Raw genomic sequence first — 14,316 nt, 5'->3', positions numbered from 1 at the left:
TTGGATCGAGGCTTGGGGGTGTCGGTCATGTTCGTGTCAGGTGCGGGCGCTCCCCTTGTTGCGGTACCGGTCCAGCGCCACGGCGCCGACGATGACCAGACCCTTGATGATGAGCTGCCAGACCTCGCTGACATTCATCAGGATCAGTCCGTTGGACAGCACCGCGATGATCAGGGCGCCGATCAGCGTGCCGAAGATCGAGCCGATGCCACCGACGAAGCTGGTGCCGCCCAGGATGACCGCGGCGATGGCGTCCAGTTCATAGCCCATGCCCAGCTGCGCGCCGTTGGCCGACAAGGTGCGGGCTGCGGACATGACGCCGGCGAGACCCGCCAGCATGCCGGAGATGGCGTAGACGAACAGAAGCACCGCCCAGACCTTGATGCCCGACAGCCGGGCCGCGTCCGGGTTGCCGCCGACGCCGTAGATCCAGACGCCCAGCACGGTGCGGCGCAGGACGAACCAGCTGATGGCGACCACGGCCAAGGCGATGATCACCATCCAGGGGATGCCGAACAGCTGGCTGTTGCCGATCCAGGCGAAGGGCAGGGCGGCGTTGAAGACCGTGGTGTCGTTGGCCGACAGCCGGGACAGGCCGCGGACCGCCGTCATGGCGCCCAGCGTCACGATGAACGGCGGCAGGCGGAAGAACGCGATCAGGCTGCCGTTGACGGCACCCAGCGCCAGGCCGACCAGCAGGGCCAGCGGGATCGCCAAGTCGGGCATGCCGGTCAGCGTCATGGACACGGCGGTGACCGCGGAGACCGCCAGCACGGCGCCGACCGCCAGGTCGATGCCGCCGGTCAGGATGACGAAGGTCAGTCCCGTCGCCAGCACGATGTTGATCGACGCCTGCTGCATGACGATCGAGATGTTCCGGGCGGTCAGGAACTTGCCGGTGGCGAACTCGAAACCGATGCAGATCAGGATCAGCACCGGCAGCATGCCGACGACCTGGATGATGGTGTGCAGGTTTTGCTTGCGGGTGGCCGCCGCGGCCGACTTCTCGTCGGCGATCTGGCTATCGGCGCCCATCGTCTTCATCGAACACATGGGAAGACTTCCTCCTGGATATCTTTTTTCTGATCCGACCGGGTCTGGTGGAACCCGGTCAGAGCTGGACGCCGGTGGCGAGCGCCATGATGGCTTCCTGGGTGACGGGTGGGCCGTCGGCTCCGCCGACCTGGCCTTCGATATGTCCTTCCCGCATCACCAGGATGCGGTCGCAGATGCCCATGACCTCCGGCAACTCGCTGGAGATCACCAGCACAGCCACGCCGCTTTGGGCGAGCTGGTCGATGATGCGGTAGATCTCGGCCTTGGCGCCGATGTCGACGCCGCGCGTCGGCTCGTCGAGGATCATCACGCGCGGCTTCGCTTCCAGCCAGCGGGCCAGCAGGACCTTCTGCTGGTTTCCGCCGGACAGCGTGCCGACGCCGATGGCGGCGCTGGCGACCCGGATCTTCAGGTTGGCGATCGAGCTCTTCGCCCGTTCGACCGCCTTCCGCCGGTTCAGCACGCCGCCGCCCCTGGCGTCACGGCCGATCACGCTGAAATTGACGTTGTCCTTGACCGACATGTCCAGGAACAGGCCCTGGTGCTTGCGATCCTCGGTAAGATAGGTGATGCCGGCGTCGATGCCGTCCTTGGGTGACCGGATGTCGACCGGCTTGCCGTCCACCTTGACCGTGCCGCCCGCCTTGGGATCGGCGCCGTAGATCAGGCGGGCGAGTTCCGTCCGGCCGGAGCCGACCAGCCCCGCCAAACCCAGCACCTCGCCGGCGTAAAGGGTGAAGCTGGCGGGATGGACCCGCTTGCCGCCATCCGTCACCCCCTCGACCGACAGCATCGGCTGCCCCTTGGCCCGGCCCGCCTTGGCGACGTGGTCGTGCTTGTAGAAGCTGCCGAGATCGCGGCCGACCATCATCTTGACCAGCTTCTCGGCCGAGATGTCGTCCTTGTCCAGGGTGCCGACATAGGTCCCGTCGCGCAGCACCGACACGCGGTCCGACAACTCGTAGACCTCCGCCATGCGGTGGCTGATGTAGATGATCGCCAAACCGTCGTTCCGAAGCTGGCGCATCAGCGCGAACAGCCGGTCGGTCTCCCGCGACGACAGGGTGGTCGTCGGTTCGTCCATCACCAGGATCTTGGACTTCGACTGGAGCGCCCGGGCGATCTCGACCAGCTGGCGTTCGGCGATCGACAGCTGCGCCACGATCGTCTCGGGTCCGAAGGTGGCGCCCAGCCGCTTCAGCACGTCGCGGCAGCTCTCCCGCATGGTCCGCCGGTCGATGAGCCCGCCCTTGGACGGCTCGCGGCCGAAGAAGATGTTCTCGGCGACGCTCAGGTTCGGCAGCAGGCTGAGTTCCTGGTAGATGATCGCGATGCCGTGTTCCCGCGCCACGTGGGGGTTGGAGATGTCGATCACCTCGCCATCGATCAGGATCTGCCCGCCGGCGTCGGCCTGATAGGCGCCCGACAGCACCTTCATCAGCGTGCTCTTGCCGGCACCGTTCTCGCCCATCAGGGACAGGATCTCGCCACCCCAGGCCTTGAGGGCGACGTTGCTGAGCGCCTTGGTGCCGGGGAAAGTCTTGGAGATGCCGCGCATCTCCAATGTCGGCGGACGCGTGGCCTGTGTCTGCGCGCTGAGCGCTGTCGCACCCATGGTTCCCTCCGTTGAGATCGATGGTTGTTTCTTGGTTTGGCCGTATCCCCGTGGTCCGGAAAGCTACTGGTTGACCAGGATTTCCCGGCTGGGGCTGAAGTTCAGGTGCAGTGGCAGGATCGCGGCTCCCAGCGCCGAGGCTTCCCGGCCGATCATCCCCAGCAGAAGCCGGGGCGGCTTCCTGGCCTCCGGGGAGGCCTCCTCCAGCAAGGGACCCAGCCGCTCCAGCAGGTCCTCCTTGATCGACTTGGGCAGGTCGCCGTCGATCACGATGGCCTCCACGTCGAGCAGCCGGGCGGCAGAGAGCAGCGGGACGACCAGGGCGTCGGCGCAGTCGTCCAGCCATTCCGCCACCAAGTCGGGATGGCGGGTCAGGGCCTCCTCGACCTCGCTCCGGCTGGAGATCGCCACGCCATTGCCGCGCAGGTGCCGGATCAGCGAATTGACAGAGGCGCGGGTCAGCAGGATGTCGTGGCTGCGGGATGGCTCCGGTGCCGTCGCCAGCTTGGAGCGGCCGACCGGCATCAGGCCGATATCGCCACCGTAGCCCGTCTTGCCGCCATAGTACTCGCCATTGAGGACGATACCGCCACCGACCGCCGCGCCGATGAAGACATGGACGAAGCTGTCCAATTCGCGGCCCCGGCCCCGGAACATCTCGGCCACCGCCGCCGCCGTGCCGTCATTCTCGCGGAACACCGGCAAGCCGGTTTCGGCGCCGACGCGGGCGGCGATGTCGACCTCGTTCCAGACGCGGTAGGCGTCCGAGGCGATATCCAGCTCGCGCCGCCAGCTACCCATGTCATAGGGGGTGGCGAGGCCGATGCCGGCCATCCGGGCGCGGCCGCTCTGGGGCACGGCCTTGCGCAAGGCCGCGATGTCGTGGAGCGCCAATCCGACCGCCTCGTCCGGCATGGGGAAATCAAGCTCGTGATGGCGCCGGTCCAGCACATGGCCGCGAAAATCCACGAGCAGGGTGTCGATCGAGCGGCGGCCGAACTTGACTCCGATCGAATAGGCGCCGTCGGGATCGAGCGACAGCAACGTCGCCGGCTGTCCGCGTCCGCCGGAGCGCTTGCCCTCGCTGCGGATCAGGTTGCGTTCTTCCAGTTCCTTGACGATGACGCCGGCGGTGTTGTTGGTCAGGCTGACATAGCGGGAGAGATCGGCCTTGGAGGCTTGGCCCAGGCGGCGGAGCGCGTTGAGGATCACGCGCTCGTTGAACAGGCGGATATTGACCGAGTTGCTACCCTGGCCGGTGGCTGGGTTGCCGTTCGACGCGCTGGTCATGTGAACCTTGCCTCCCCGATGTCGCGCTTGAGCGCTTAACGTTAGGTTAACTTTTGCATGTCACCACGGAGCTGTCAAATAAATAATTCAGTGTGAATTAATCCTCACCGGAGGTTTGCGATTCGGGCTTTCCGAGAGCCACTTATCCAGGATCGACCACCGCCGAGGTGTGACCAGCCGATCCATCTCCAGCGCGCGGTTGGTTCACATGGTCCTAAAACCCACGGCGCGGCCATATCCGAACGTTGGACCGAATTGGGTAATCCTTCTGCGTTGGGATGCCGCCCTAGGGTTTCGCGTCTATTTCCCTGGTAACCAGCGGAAGGAGAGTTTCCTTGGGCAAACTCAGCGAGACGAACGGCATCATTCGAAGTGCCGCGATCACCATAGCGTCGGCCAGCGTGCTTCTGGCCGCCGCCAGTTCCTTCGCCCAGTCGCCCCAGCCCGTGTCGACCGACCCGGCGGCGGTGGCCAAGGAGCGCGAGACCGCCATGAAGTCGATGGGCGACGCCATGAAGAAGATCGCCGCCTACGTCAAGAACGAGGGCGGCACGATCGAGGGTGTCCGCGAGGGCGCCGCGGCACTCCAGCAGGCATCGCACAAGATCGTGCCCAACCTGTTCCCGGCCAACACCGGCATCGGCACGGTCGACGGCAGCGAGGCCAAGCCCGAGATCTGGCAGCAATGGCCCAAGTTCGAGCAGGCGGCCACCCGTCTGGTCACCGCCAGCGACGGGTTGACGACCGCGGCGACGGGAGAGGACCGCGCGTCGATCGCCCGCCAGTTCGGCCAGGTCGGGCAGTCCTGCGGCGGCTGCCATGATGACTTCCGCCAGAAGAAAAACTAGGCGTGGCTTTCTGGCTTTCGCGCCTGGGTGTGTCGCTGGCCTTGCTGGCCGGCGGCGCGTCCTCCTCCCTGGCCCAAACGTCGGATCAGCCGGGTGGCGACGATCCGGTCAAGCGCGGCGAATACGTCTTCAACGCCGCCGGGTGCCTGGGCTGCCACACCGAGTCCAAGGACGCGCCCCGGCTGGCCGGCGGCCGGGCCCTCAAGACACCGTTCGGGACGTTTTACTCGCCCAACATCACGCCGGATCGCGACAGCGGCATAGGCGGCTGGACCCAGGCGGATTTCAACTGCGCCATGCGCGAGGGCAAGGCTCCGGACGGCAGTTCCTACTTTCCGGTCTTTCCCTACACCGCGTTCACCCATCTGACCGACCAGGACCTCCAGGATCTCAAGGCCTATCTGGACGCGCAGCCCGCGGTCGCCAAGCCCAACCGGCCCCACGAGGTCTCGCCGCCGTTCGGCTGGCGCTTCCTGCTGCCGGTCTGGCAGGCGATGTTCCTCGACGAAGGCGGCCTGCCGCCGGCTCCCGGCCGTGATGAAAAATGGCTGCGGGGCCGCTATCTGGTCGAGGCCGCCGGCCATTGCGGCGAGTGTCACAGCCCCCGCAACTTCTTAGGCGCGGTGGACCACTCCAAATCGCTGGGCGGGTCGGCCGATGGTCCCGAAGGCAAACCGGTGCCGAACATAACCTCCGACCAGCAGGCCGGTATCGGCAAGTGGTCGGCCAACGACATCGCCTTCATGCTGGAGATCGGGATGACCCCGGACGGCGACTTCGTCGGTGGCGGCATGAACGAGGTCGTCTCCAACAGCACCTCCAAGCTGACGGCGGCGGATCGCGAGGCCATCGCGGCCTATCTGGTGACCGTGCCCCCGGTTGGCCGGTGATGGAAGTTGGATGATTTTCCATTTCCTTGGGGAAGCGGCGCACTTTACACTAAAAGCGGGGTAGCGAGCGCGCCGTGACGCCTCCCGCGTCCGGCATCGATCAGCCGAGGCTTCGGCATGTGCCCGCTTCCGCCGGTGATCGAATGAAAGGGCGATTGGGCGCACCGTGACCATCCTGTTCTGCGGCGATCCTCACGGGAGCTATTCCCAGATCATCCGGGCGGTGGCGGCGAAACGTCCTGCGGCCGTCGTGATCGTCGGCGACCACGACCTGGAGCAGCCCCTCGACGAGGTGCTGGCCCCGGTGCTCGACGCCGGGGTTCGGGTCTGGTGGATTCCCGGCAATCATGATGGCGATCGGGTCCACTGGTACTGCAACCTGTTCGACAGTGGCCTGGGCGACGCCAACCTCCATGGGCGTGTGGCCGAGGTGGCGCCGGGGCTTCGGATCGCCGGCCTCGGCGGCGTCTTCCGGGGCCGGATCTGGCATCCGTCGGAAGGTGACGGTGCCCCCCGTTTCCCGGATCGCGAGAGCTATCTGGACGCGCTGCCGCCCGGGCACCGCTGGCGTGGCGGGCTGCCGCTGGCGCAGCGCGTGTCGATCTGGTGGGAGGACTACCAGAAGCTCCGAGCCGAGCGGGCCGATGTCCTGGTGTGCCACGAAGCCCCCAGCAGCCATCGCCATGGCTTCGGGGTGCTGGACGATCTCGCCCGGTCGATGGGGGCCCGGCTGATCGTGCATGGCCATCACCACATCGGGTATCAGGCGATGCTGCCGGCGGGGCTGCGCGTCATCGGGATCGGGCGGGCTGGATTGTGGCGGCTCGCGGTTCCCCCCGTATTGGCGCCCGGCCGGGAAGTCGTGGCGCCGGATCGGGTGGCGCCGAATTAACTTCGATATCAAACTATCCGCGTGGTGATGTCGCAGGCATTCACGGCTAACTTTTCATAACTAAATCGCGTTTATTGTGGTTCGAGCAATCGCCGCCACAAGAAACACAATGATAAACACATCGCTGCTCCTGCTGGGCGCGGCCGCCATCTTCGGGGGGGGATGGTGGACCGGACGACGCAACCACTCCGTTCGCTCTCCTCTGCGAAGCCGCGATGCCGCCGGCCTGATATCCCTGGCCTCCCTGGGGATCGAGGAGACCGACGCGCCGGCCAAGGGCGCCGAGGACAGTCACTCCGGCCAGCGGTTGATCCTGGACGCCATCCCCTTTCCGGTCGCCGTGGTGCGGCGGAGCGACGAGGTCGTGCTGTACGTCAACACGCCGCTCGCCCGCATGGCGGATCAGGACGCGGCGTTCATGAAGGGCCGCCGATCCACGGTCAAATACGCCAGTCGCGACGATTACGAGGAGGTCCAGGCGCTGCTGGACCGCGACGGCAGGGTGGACGAGCGCGAGGTCCGCTTGCGGAACGCCGCCGGCCGCATCTTCTGGGTCACGTTGTCAGCCGTCCGCATCCCGTATCACGGCGACGACGCGATGCTGGTCGGTTTCACCGACATCACGGCGCGGAAGCAGGCGGAGGTGGTGCAGCGCGAGTTGATCGACGCCGTGCCGATCCCCCTGGTGCTGGCCCGGACCTCCGACGCGACGATCCTCCAGATCAACCGGCGGGCCTCCGAGCTGTTCGGCATCGCCGCCGATGTCGCGGTCGGCCGCCACGCCACCGACTTCTATCTGGTGGAGGAGGAGCGTCGGCGCCTGGGAGCCCTGCTGCGGCAGGACGGGCAGGTGGACGAGTTCGAGATCCAACTGGGCGACAGCCAGCATCGGCCGTTCTGGGCGCTGCTGTCGGCTCGCCTGTTCGATCACATGGGCGAGCAGGCCAGCCTGACCGCCGTCAACGTCATCAACGAGCGGAAGCGGATCGAGGACGAGCTTCGCGCCTCGAAGGAGACGGCGGAGCTGGCCTATGACCGCCTGCACCAAGCCCAGAACAGCCTGATCCAGGCGGAGAAGATGGCCGCCCTCGGCTCTCTGGTGGCGGGAGTCGCCCATGAGATCAACACTCCGATCGGCACGGCGCTGACCGCCGCTTCCCATCTCGGCGAGCGGACCGGGGAATTCGGAGCCCAGTTCCACGGTGGCAAGCTGAAGAAGTCCGAGGTCGAGCGGTACCTGGAGACCGCGACCGAGACATCCGCGATCATGGTGGCGACGATCGGGCGCGCCGCGGAGCTGATCCAGAGCTTCAAGCAGGTGGCGGTCGATCAGTCGACCGACATACGCCGCCAGTTCAACTTGTCGACGTATATCTCCGAGATCCTTCTCAGCCTGAAGCCACGGCTGAAGCAGACCCATCACAGCGTCGTCGTGGACTGTCCGGATGATCTTGAAATCGATAGCTATCCGGGTGCATTATCTCAAGTCCTTACTAACTTTGTGATGAATTCGATCATACACGGCTTCGCGGAAGGTCAGGTCGGCACCATCGCCATATCGGCGGAGTTGCGGGATGACGACATAATCGAGATCCGGTATGGCGACAGTGGGCGCGGCATACCGGAGAAGAATTTGGCGCGCATCTTCGAGCCCTTCTTCACCACGAAGCGGGGAACGGGTGGGACCGGGCTGGGTCTTCATATCGTATACAATATCGTGACCCAAAGTTTGGGCGGCGCCATCGAGGTCAAGAGTGCCGAGGGGCAGGGGGCGACCTTCATCCTCTCCATTCCCAGGACCGCACCGGGTAACGTGGAGCGATGGGTGGACCAGTGATGAAGCACATCGACGGGGATAACCAGGGGGACGACGACGACCTGATGTTCGCCGACGAGGCGGATGACGGGGACGACGCCGGGAGCCCACTCGAGATTGGCGCGGGCCTTCTGCCCAATCACGGCTGGCTGACGCCGCACAAGCCGCCGCCCTGGAAAGTCATGATCGTCGATGACGACAGGGAGGTCCACGCGATCACCAAGGTCGTTCTCAGCGACTTCCAGTTCGACGAGCGGCCCTTGCAGTTCGTCAGCGCCTTCAGCGCCGCGGAGGCGTGCGAGCTGTTCCCGCTGCACCCCGACATCGCGGTCGTGCTGCTGGACGTGGTGATGGAGACGGATGACGCCGGTTTGCGCTGCGTCGAGTTCATTCGACGCGAGGTAGGCAACGAACAGGTTCGCATCATCCTGCGGACGGGACAGCCGGGGCAGGCGCCCGAGCGCCAGGTGATCGTCAACTACGACATCAACGACTACAAGGCGAAGAGCGAGCTGACGGCCCAGAAACTGTTCACCTCGGTTGTCGCGGCGCTCCGCTCGTACCAGCACATCATCAGCATCGAGATGAGCCGGCGGGGGCTGGAGAAGATCATCGACGGCTCGGCCTCGCTGTTCGAGCATCGATCCATGTCCCAGTTCGTGGAAGGCGTCCTGCTCCAGCTCCGCTCGCTGATCCACGGCGCGTCCGGACTGCTTCTCTGCACCGTCAGCCAGGATGACCGCGGCGGTTCCGACGGCCATTTCACCGGCGAATTCCAGGTCCTCGCCAGTTCGGAGATTTCGGGAGCCGACGCGGTCGGGCCCTTGGACGAGATCCTATCCCCCGCCGCCATCGCCGACATCAGGAAGGCGTTCGACGAAGGGCGCAACATCTATCGCGCGGATCACAGCGTCATCGTCTTCCGCTCCCGCAACCACTCGGCCAGCATCGTCTACATGGACGGCCACCCGCCGCTGGGGTCGCTCGACCGCGGGCTGCTGGAGATCTTCTGCGGCAAGGTCGCGATCGCGTTCGACAACGTCTACCTGTACGAACAGGTGGTCAATTCCCAGAAGGCGACCGTCTACGCGCTCGGCAAGCTCGCCGAGTTCAAGGACGAGATCACCGGCCAGCATGTCCGGCGGATCGAGCGGCTCACCGCGATGATCGCCGCCGAATTGAAGGCGCGCGGCCAGTATCCCCATGAGATCGACGACATCTTCGTGGACCAGATCGGGCTCGCCAGCATTCTCCACGATGTGGGCAAGGTCGGGCTGCCCGACAGCATCCTGAACAAGCCTGCCCGGTTGACCGAGGATGAGATGGCCGTGATCCGCCAACATCCCAGGATCGGGGCCAACGTCCTGCGCGAGGTCGCCAAGATGGTGCCGGGCCGCAGTTACCTCAGCCTCGGCGCGGAGGTGGCCGAGACCCATCACGAGAAATATGACGGCACCGGTTATCCCGCTGGCCTGAAGGGCGACGCCATCCCGATCAGCGGCCGGATCACCGCGGTGGCTGACGTCTACGACGCCCTGATGCACAAGCGGCCCTACAAGGACGCTTGGGCGACCAAGGATACGATCGATCACCTCAAATCGCAGAGCGGAACCCACTTCGATCCCGCCGTCGTGGACGCCTTCCTGGCCGTGATGGAACGCGAAGGCGATCCCGACCGGCCGGTTTGACATGCCCGCGTCCCGGCGGCTGGCGGTCCGGAGTTCGATGCGATCAGTCCGCCGTGAGGATGCTCTTCACCGCGCGTTCCTTCACCACCTTGGTCATCGCGGCCAGGAAGACGGCGAAGACCAGCCCGCTTAGATAGGTGGTGATCGTGATGGTGAGGAAGGTCGATACGATCAGATCGGCGATACGGTAGCCGCTGGAGATCACTATCGGCTGGTAAATGGCGATGCCCGCGATCACGGCCCAATGGCTGGTGCAATAGAAGCAGTGGAACAAGTGTCCGATCATGGGATGGATTCGGTTCGCCCATGACCGGAGGGGCGCGAAGAGTTCGGTTTGTGTGATCGTGATGGAAATGCTGGATGAAGCCAAGGCTATCACGACGCAGGTCCAGGACGCTGCCCAGGTTTGCGGGCCAAGGGTTTCGATCATGGGAACTCCGTTGGCAAGGGGCGTTGAGCCCCGAAAAGCGGGTGATCGGACCACGATCACGAGCGTGATCAATCATGTAACTTATGTTGATACGTGAAAGATCATCCGTCAAGCCCCCCTGGGCTTGTCTCTCGCGGCGTCGGGAGGAACTCGGTCAGGGGCCGATGGTCGGATGCGTCGACAATGCCAAGCCGCGCAACTCGCCAAACTCGCGCGACAGGTCGGCGAGCGTGACCGAGGCGAGGCGTTCGACCAGGATCGCTTCCGCGCGCTCCAGGGCCTCGGCCATCGAGGCGTTCACCACGCGCTCCACGAGGCAGTTCGGATTGTCATTGTCGAAGCCGATCGCGAACAGCCTTTCCGATCCGACCGCGCGGTGGATGTCGAGCAAGGTGATCTGGTCCAACTCGCGCGCGAGCGTCCATCCCCCTCCATGGCCCTTCACCGACAGGACGTGACCGGCGCTCCGCAGACCCGCCATGGTTCTCCGGACCACGGCCGAGTTCGTCCCCAGCATGGCCGCGATCCGCTCCGAGGTCATCGGCTGGCTCTCCTCGCCCATGTGCAGCAGGACATGGAGCATGCGCGACAGGCGGCTATCGATTCTCACGGGGGAAAGGCTCGCTGGTTGGGGGGCTGGCCGCGGGCGCGTCAAGGTCTCGGCCGTACAGGATCGGGTGTGACTCCGACTTTATAATCCCACGATGGCTTGGGTAACCATACCGAGCGCCGCCATGCCGAACGGTCCCATCTAACGGTCGAGCATTTCCGCCATCCTGTCGGCGGCGACCGGACGGCTGTAGTGATAGCCCTGCCCGAAGGTGCAGCCCAGGTCGCGGAGCGGTGGGATCAGATCCTCCGTCTCGACGCCTTCGGCCACGACCTCCATGCCCATGCGGCCGGCCAGGGTGATGATGCTCTCCACGATGTGGTGGGTTCGTCCGGGGTTGCCCAGTTCCCGCACGAAGGACTGGTCGATCTTGAGGACGTCGAACGGGAAGCGGTGGAGATAGGACAGGCTTGAATAGCCGGTGCCGAAATCATCCAGCGCCAGCTTGACCCCGAGATCCTTGATGCGGCACAGGACGTCATAGGCGGTGACGGGATCCTGGACGAGCGCCGTCTCCGTCAACTCGACCTTCAGGTGGTCGGCCGGGAAGCCGGTGGCCCGCAGGCGCTCGGCCAATCCCGTCACGACATCCAGGTCGGTGAAGTGCTGGGACGACAGGTTGACGCTGAGGAAGGGCATCGGCCCGTCGCCCGCCGCCTTCCGCAGCAGGGCGCACGCCTCCGCCATGATCTTCAGATCGATCTGGCGGATCAGACCGCACTTCTCGCCAAGATCGATGAATTCGCACGGGGCGACGAGCCCGCGCTCCGGATGGCGCCAGCGCGCCAGCGCCTCGAACCCGGCCAGCTCACCCCGCTCCACCGTCACGATCGGCTGGAAGAACGGCTCGAACTCCCCGGCGGCGAGGCCGCGCTCCAGGTCGTACTCCCGGCTGATCCATTCCAGCGCCGACTCGCCGCGCACCGATCCGCCCGTCGGCTCCGCGACGACCAGATGGCCGCCACCGCGCAGACGGCCGGGCAGGTCGTTGAGCAGCCCGTTCTGCGCCTGGCGAAACCGCGTGATCAGGCTGCCCAGCAGCTGGCCAACCATGGGTTCCGCGTCCTCGATCCGCCGTTTCAGCTGGTCCTGGCGGATGATCAGGACCTCGGTCTCCTCCACCGCGCGGGCGGCGGCCGACCGGGCGCTGTTGTCGATCACGGCCATCTCGCCAAAGATCTCGCCCCGGCCGAGCTTGGCGAGCGTGATGTGCGTCTGATCCCGGGTGGCGCAGATCTCGACCTGTCCGCGCTCCACGATATAGGCGCAGTCGGCCGGTTGCCCCTCGAAGAAGATCATCGCGCCAGCCGGGAACGTCTTGCGGATCACGGGAAGAACTCCAAGGCGGTTCGATCGACTGGGAAGCTGGTATGCGGACGAAATGGAAAATACAGGGTAATTCTTGGGATGTACAGGCGGACGTGGTGGGTTGAAGAGTTGAGACCGTACGGCTTGAAATCATGACGCTTCGAATCAAGTTTCCGCACTCGTTGACGCGGATGACGGCGGGTTCCGGAAGGGTCTGACGATCCGATGTCCTCGAGGGAATGCATCCGCGTCGCCCATTTCTTGACGGAGCCCGGTGTTTTCATGATTAATCCTGCGGTGACGCACACAATCATACAAGGAGAGGATCATGCCCGAGATCAAGAGTCTTGAAGCTATTCTTGACAAGGCGCACGAGGGAAAGTCGCCAAAGCAACTGATGTCGCTGCCTCCTTCGGCCTTGGCCGGCGTTACGGATAGCGATGCCCAGAAGTTGAAGGAGGCTTTCGGGATCGATACGATCGAGGAACTCGCGACCTGCAAATATTTCCTTTGGGCGCAAGCGCTGCACACCCTGGCCAAAACCGAGAAGTGACGCCGCGTCCACCACGCCTCGATGTCGGGGCGTGGTGGACCGCCGCCGCGAATGGCAACCTCAAGGAGGTTCTTTCAAAACGGTAATATCGATTTTGAAAGAAATTTATGGAAGTTGGGCTACTCCGGGTTTTATCTCTCAAGGCTATACCACAGCCTCGGGAAGCCAGGACATGTCCGATCACGCCGAACACAACTCGAAGAAGACGCACCTTCCGCCAATCCCGGCTGGACTGACGACGCCGTTCTACTACGCGGCGCTCGCCAATTGCGTGGTCCACTACCTCGTGGATCCCCATAGGGTCAAAGGCCTGTTCGAGGGAAGCGGGCTGGAGCCCGCCCTGTTCGACGTGCGCGGCCACAAGAAGGCTTCGGTCAGCTACAACTTCCAGGTCTATTCCGGCTTCTTCTCCGCCGGCGTGGATCTTCCCCCGGATCAGTGGTCCAACTCGGCGAGCAGCGTCGTGCAGGAACTGGAACTGAACATCGTGGCGTTCCCCGAAGGCCGCCGGGACGAGGTGCCCGTCATCACCTTCGACCAGTGGCTGATGGGTGACGAGCAGACCAAACTGCTTGGCAACCACAGGGTCTTCGTGCCCTGCGACGACACTTTCGCCATCAAGGTTGGGATGGAGCTGTTCGGCGAGCCGAAGTTCCTGACGACATTCAAGGTCAACATGCCGTCGCAAAATCCCGTGCGGGGCGACTCGCCGGGCGACTCGAAGGTCTACCATTCGGAGTGGGTGCAGACCTGGGGCTTCCAGGTCGAGGATCCAGATGTCGCCGGCGTCTCGATCTTCACCACCATCGTCGACACCACCGGCCTGACGCCGCTACCCGCCGCGATCTCCCCGATCACCGAATATGGCGTGCCAGCCGACGGGCCGATCGGCTGCCGCTGGAACATCCTCCAGCCGTTCGACACCTACTTCATCGCCGACGATGGACCGGCCGAGCGGGTGCGCCTGATCTTCGGCGAGAGCACGCACGAGATGGCTGTCGTGATGAAGGAGCTGCTGCACGGGGTCGACGCCTACGCGGTCCAGATGTACCTGTCGGATCCCGTGGCGGTGCAGAGCCGGCCCTACTTCCTGAAGCCGCCACGCGCCTGACCACGGTTCGACTTCGGCTTCACCGCCTTGACAAGCGGCGGTGAAGCCGTGAGGATCGGCGCATTCCCAGGGGAGCCCCGATAGGGGGCTGAGATTCCGCCGGCCGTATGCGCGACGCGGAGACCCTTTGAACCTGATCCGGGTCGTGCCGGCGTAGGAAGGGGAGAGACGGCCGCATCTCCTCCGCGCCCGGTCTCGTCGCGTCCATC

13 protein-coding genes and 1 riboswitch are annotated in these 14,316 nt (G+C 64.9%); of the genes, 7 read left to right on the top strand and 6 right to left on the bottom strand.

Translation table 11 applies throughout. From position 1 onward, the window contains the following. Positions 1-36 precede the first annotated feature (36 nt). From N825_RS13095 to N825_RS13085, 3 genes are all read right to left on the bottom strand, one after another. The gene (locus N825_RS13095; protein ID WP_037452166.1) at positions 37-1,053 is read right to left on the bottom strand and encodes an ABC transporter permease subunit; all 1,017 of its coding nucleotides are present in this window, start codon (positions 1,051-1,053) and stop codon (positions 37-39) included. A 58-nt stretch (positions 1,054-1,111) separates the two neighbouring features. Beyond that, complete coding sequence (locus N825_RS13090; protein ID WP_245613098.1) at positions 1,112-2,671, bottom strand: sugar ABC transporter ATP-binding protein; 1,560 nt, start codon at positions 2,669-2,671, stop codon at positions 1,112-1,114. A gap of 63 nt (positions 2,672-2,734) precedes the next feature. Further along, the gene (locus N825_RS13085) at positions 2,735-3,961 is read right to left on the bottom strand and encodes an ROK family transcriptional regulator (RefSeq protein ID WP_037452159.1); all 1,227 of its coding nucleotides are present in this window, start codon (positions 3,959-3,961) and stop codon (positions 2,735-2,737) included. 335 nt (positions 3,962-4,296) lie between these two features. Here N825_RS13085 and N825_RS13080 point away from each other — a divergent pair, with 335 nt between their 5' ends. The 5 genes from N825_RS13080 to N825_RS13060 all read left to right on the top strand — a co-directional run bounded on the left by N825_RS13080 (position 4,297) and on the right by N825_RS13060 (position 10,095). Further along, on the top strand, positions 4,297-4,809 hold the full coding sequence (locus tag N825_RS13080) for a c-type cytochrome (protein ID WP_037452155.1): 513 nt from the start codon (positions 4,297-4,299) through the stop codon (positions 4,807-4,809). 2 nt (positions 4,810-4,811) lie between these two features. Continuing rightward, positions 4,812-5,699: a cytochrome c gene (locus N825_RS13075; protein WP_037452152.1), complete on the top strand. Its 888-nt coding sequence runs from the start codon at positions 4,812-4,814 to the stop codon at positions 5,697-5,699. Positions 5,700-5,865: 166 nt separating this feature from the next. Continuing rightward, the gene (locus N825_RS13070; protein ID WP_037452149.1) at positions 5,866-6,591 is read left to right on the top strand and encodes a metallophosphoesterase family protein; all 726 of its coding nucleotides are present in this window, start codon (positions 5,866-5,868) and stop codon (positions 6,589-6,591) included. A 109-nt stretch (positions 6,592-6,700) separates the two neighbouring features. Further along, the gene (locus tag N825_RS36485) at positions 6,701-8,428 is read left to right on the top strand and encodes a PAS domain-containing sensor histidine kinase (protein ID WP_051512281.1); all 1,728 of its coding nucleotides are present in this window, start codon (positions 6,701-6,703) and stop codon (positions 8,426-8,428) included. Continuing rightward, positions 8,428-10,095, top strand: coding sequence for a response regulator (locus tag N825_RS13060; RefSeq protein ID WP_037452146.1), 1,668 nt, complete (start codon positions 8,428-8,430; stop codon positions 10,093-10,095). Before N825_RS36485 ends, N825_RS13060 begins: the two co-directional genes overlap by 1 nt. A gap of 43 nt (positions 10,096-10,138) precedes the next feature. Here N825_RS13060 and N825_RS39755 read toward each other — a convergent pair whose 3' ends face one another. From N825_RS39755 to N825_RS13045, 3 genes are all read right to left on the bottom strand, one after another. Continuing rightward, positions 10,139-10,381, bottom strand: a complete 243-nt coding sequence (locus N825_RS39755) for a hypothetical protein (protein WP_198038310.1) — start codon at positions 10,379-10,381, stop codon at positions 10,139-10,141. 298 nt (positions 10,382-10,679) lie between these two features. After that, complete coding sequence (locus N825_RS13050) at positions 10,680-11,135, bottom strand: Rrf2 family transcriptional regulator (RefSeq protein WP_037452140.1); 456 nt, start codon at positions 11,133-11,135, stop codon at positions 10,680-10,682. A gap of 141 nt (positions 11,136-11,276) precedes the next feature. Continuing rightward, entirely contained in the window at positions 11,277-12,464 is a 1,188-nt protein-coding gene (locus N825_RS13045; RefSeq protein WP_037452137.1) for an EAL domain-containing protein, read from the bottom strand. Between the two features lie 307 nt (positions 12,465-12,771). On the opposite strand from N825_RS13045, the gene N825_RS13040 reads away from it, so the two are divergent. Both N825_RS13040 and N825_RS36480 read left to right on the top strand, forming a co-directional pair. Continuing rightward, complete coding sequence (locus tag N825_RS13040) at positions 12,772-12,996, top strand: hypothetical protein (protein ID WP_037452135.1); 225 nt, start codon at positions 12,772-12,774, stop codon at positions 12,994-12,996. A gap of 172 nt (positions 12,997-13,168) precedes the next feature. Beyond that, positions 13,169-14,107, top strand: coding sequence for a hypothetical protein (locus N825_RS36480; RefSeq protein ID WP_051512276.1), 939 nt, complete (start codon positions 13,169-13,171; stop codon positions 14,105-14,107). 58 nt (positions 14,108-14,165) lie between these two features. Continuing rightward, positions 14,166-14,285, top strand: a riboswitch (TPP riboswitch). The last annotated feature ends 31 nt before the right edge of the window (positions 14,286-14,316 follow it).

Source organism: Skermanella stibiiresistens SB22 (genome assembly GCF_000576635.1).
GTDB lineage: Bacteria > Pseudomonadota > Alphaproteobacteria > Azospirillales > Azospirillaceae > Skermanella > Skermanella stibiiresistens.
This window is presented reverse-complemented; position numbering and strand designations above follow the sequence as displayed.

What these genes read in the sequence shown, in the direction of transcription:
- N825_RS13040 (WP_037452135.1), top strand. Translation starts at nt 12,772, where the DNA reads ATGCCCGAGATCAAGAGTCTTGAAGCTATTCTTGACAAGGCGCACGAG.
- N825_RS13095 (WP_037452166.1), bottom strand. Translation starts at nt 1,053, where the DNA reads ATGTGTTCGATGAAGACGATGGGCGCCGATAGCCAGATCGCCGACGAG.
- N825_RS36485 (WP_051512281.1), top strand. Translation starts at nt 6,701, where the DNA reads ATGATAAACACATCGCTGCTCCTGCTGGGCGCGGCCGCCATCTTCGGG.
- N825_RS13090 (WP_245613098.1), bottom strand. Translation starts at nt 2,671, where the DNA reads ATGGGTGCGACAGCGCTCAGCGCGCAGACACAGGCCACGCGTCCGCCG.
- N825_RS13085 (WP_037452159.1), bottom strand. Translation starts at nt 3,961, where the DNA reads ATGACCAGCGCGTCGAACGGCAACCCAGCCACCGGCCAGGGTAGCAAC.
- N825_RS36480 (WP_051512276.1), top strand. Translation starts at nt 13,169, where the DNA reads ATGTCCGATCACGCCGAACACAACTCGAAGAAGACGCACCTTCCGCCA.
- N825_RS39755 (WP_198038310.1), bottom strand. Translation starts at nt 10,381, where the DNA reads ATGATCGGACACTTGTTCCACTGCTTCTATTGCACCAGCCATTGGGCC.
- N825_RS13060 (WP_037452146.1), top strand. Translation starts at nt 8,428, where the DNA reads ATGAAGCACATCGACGGGGATAACCAGGGGGACGACGACGACCTGATG.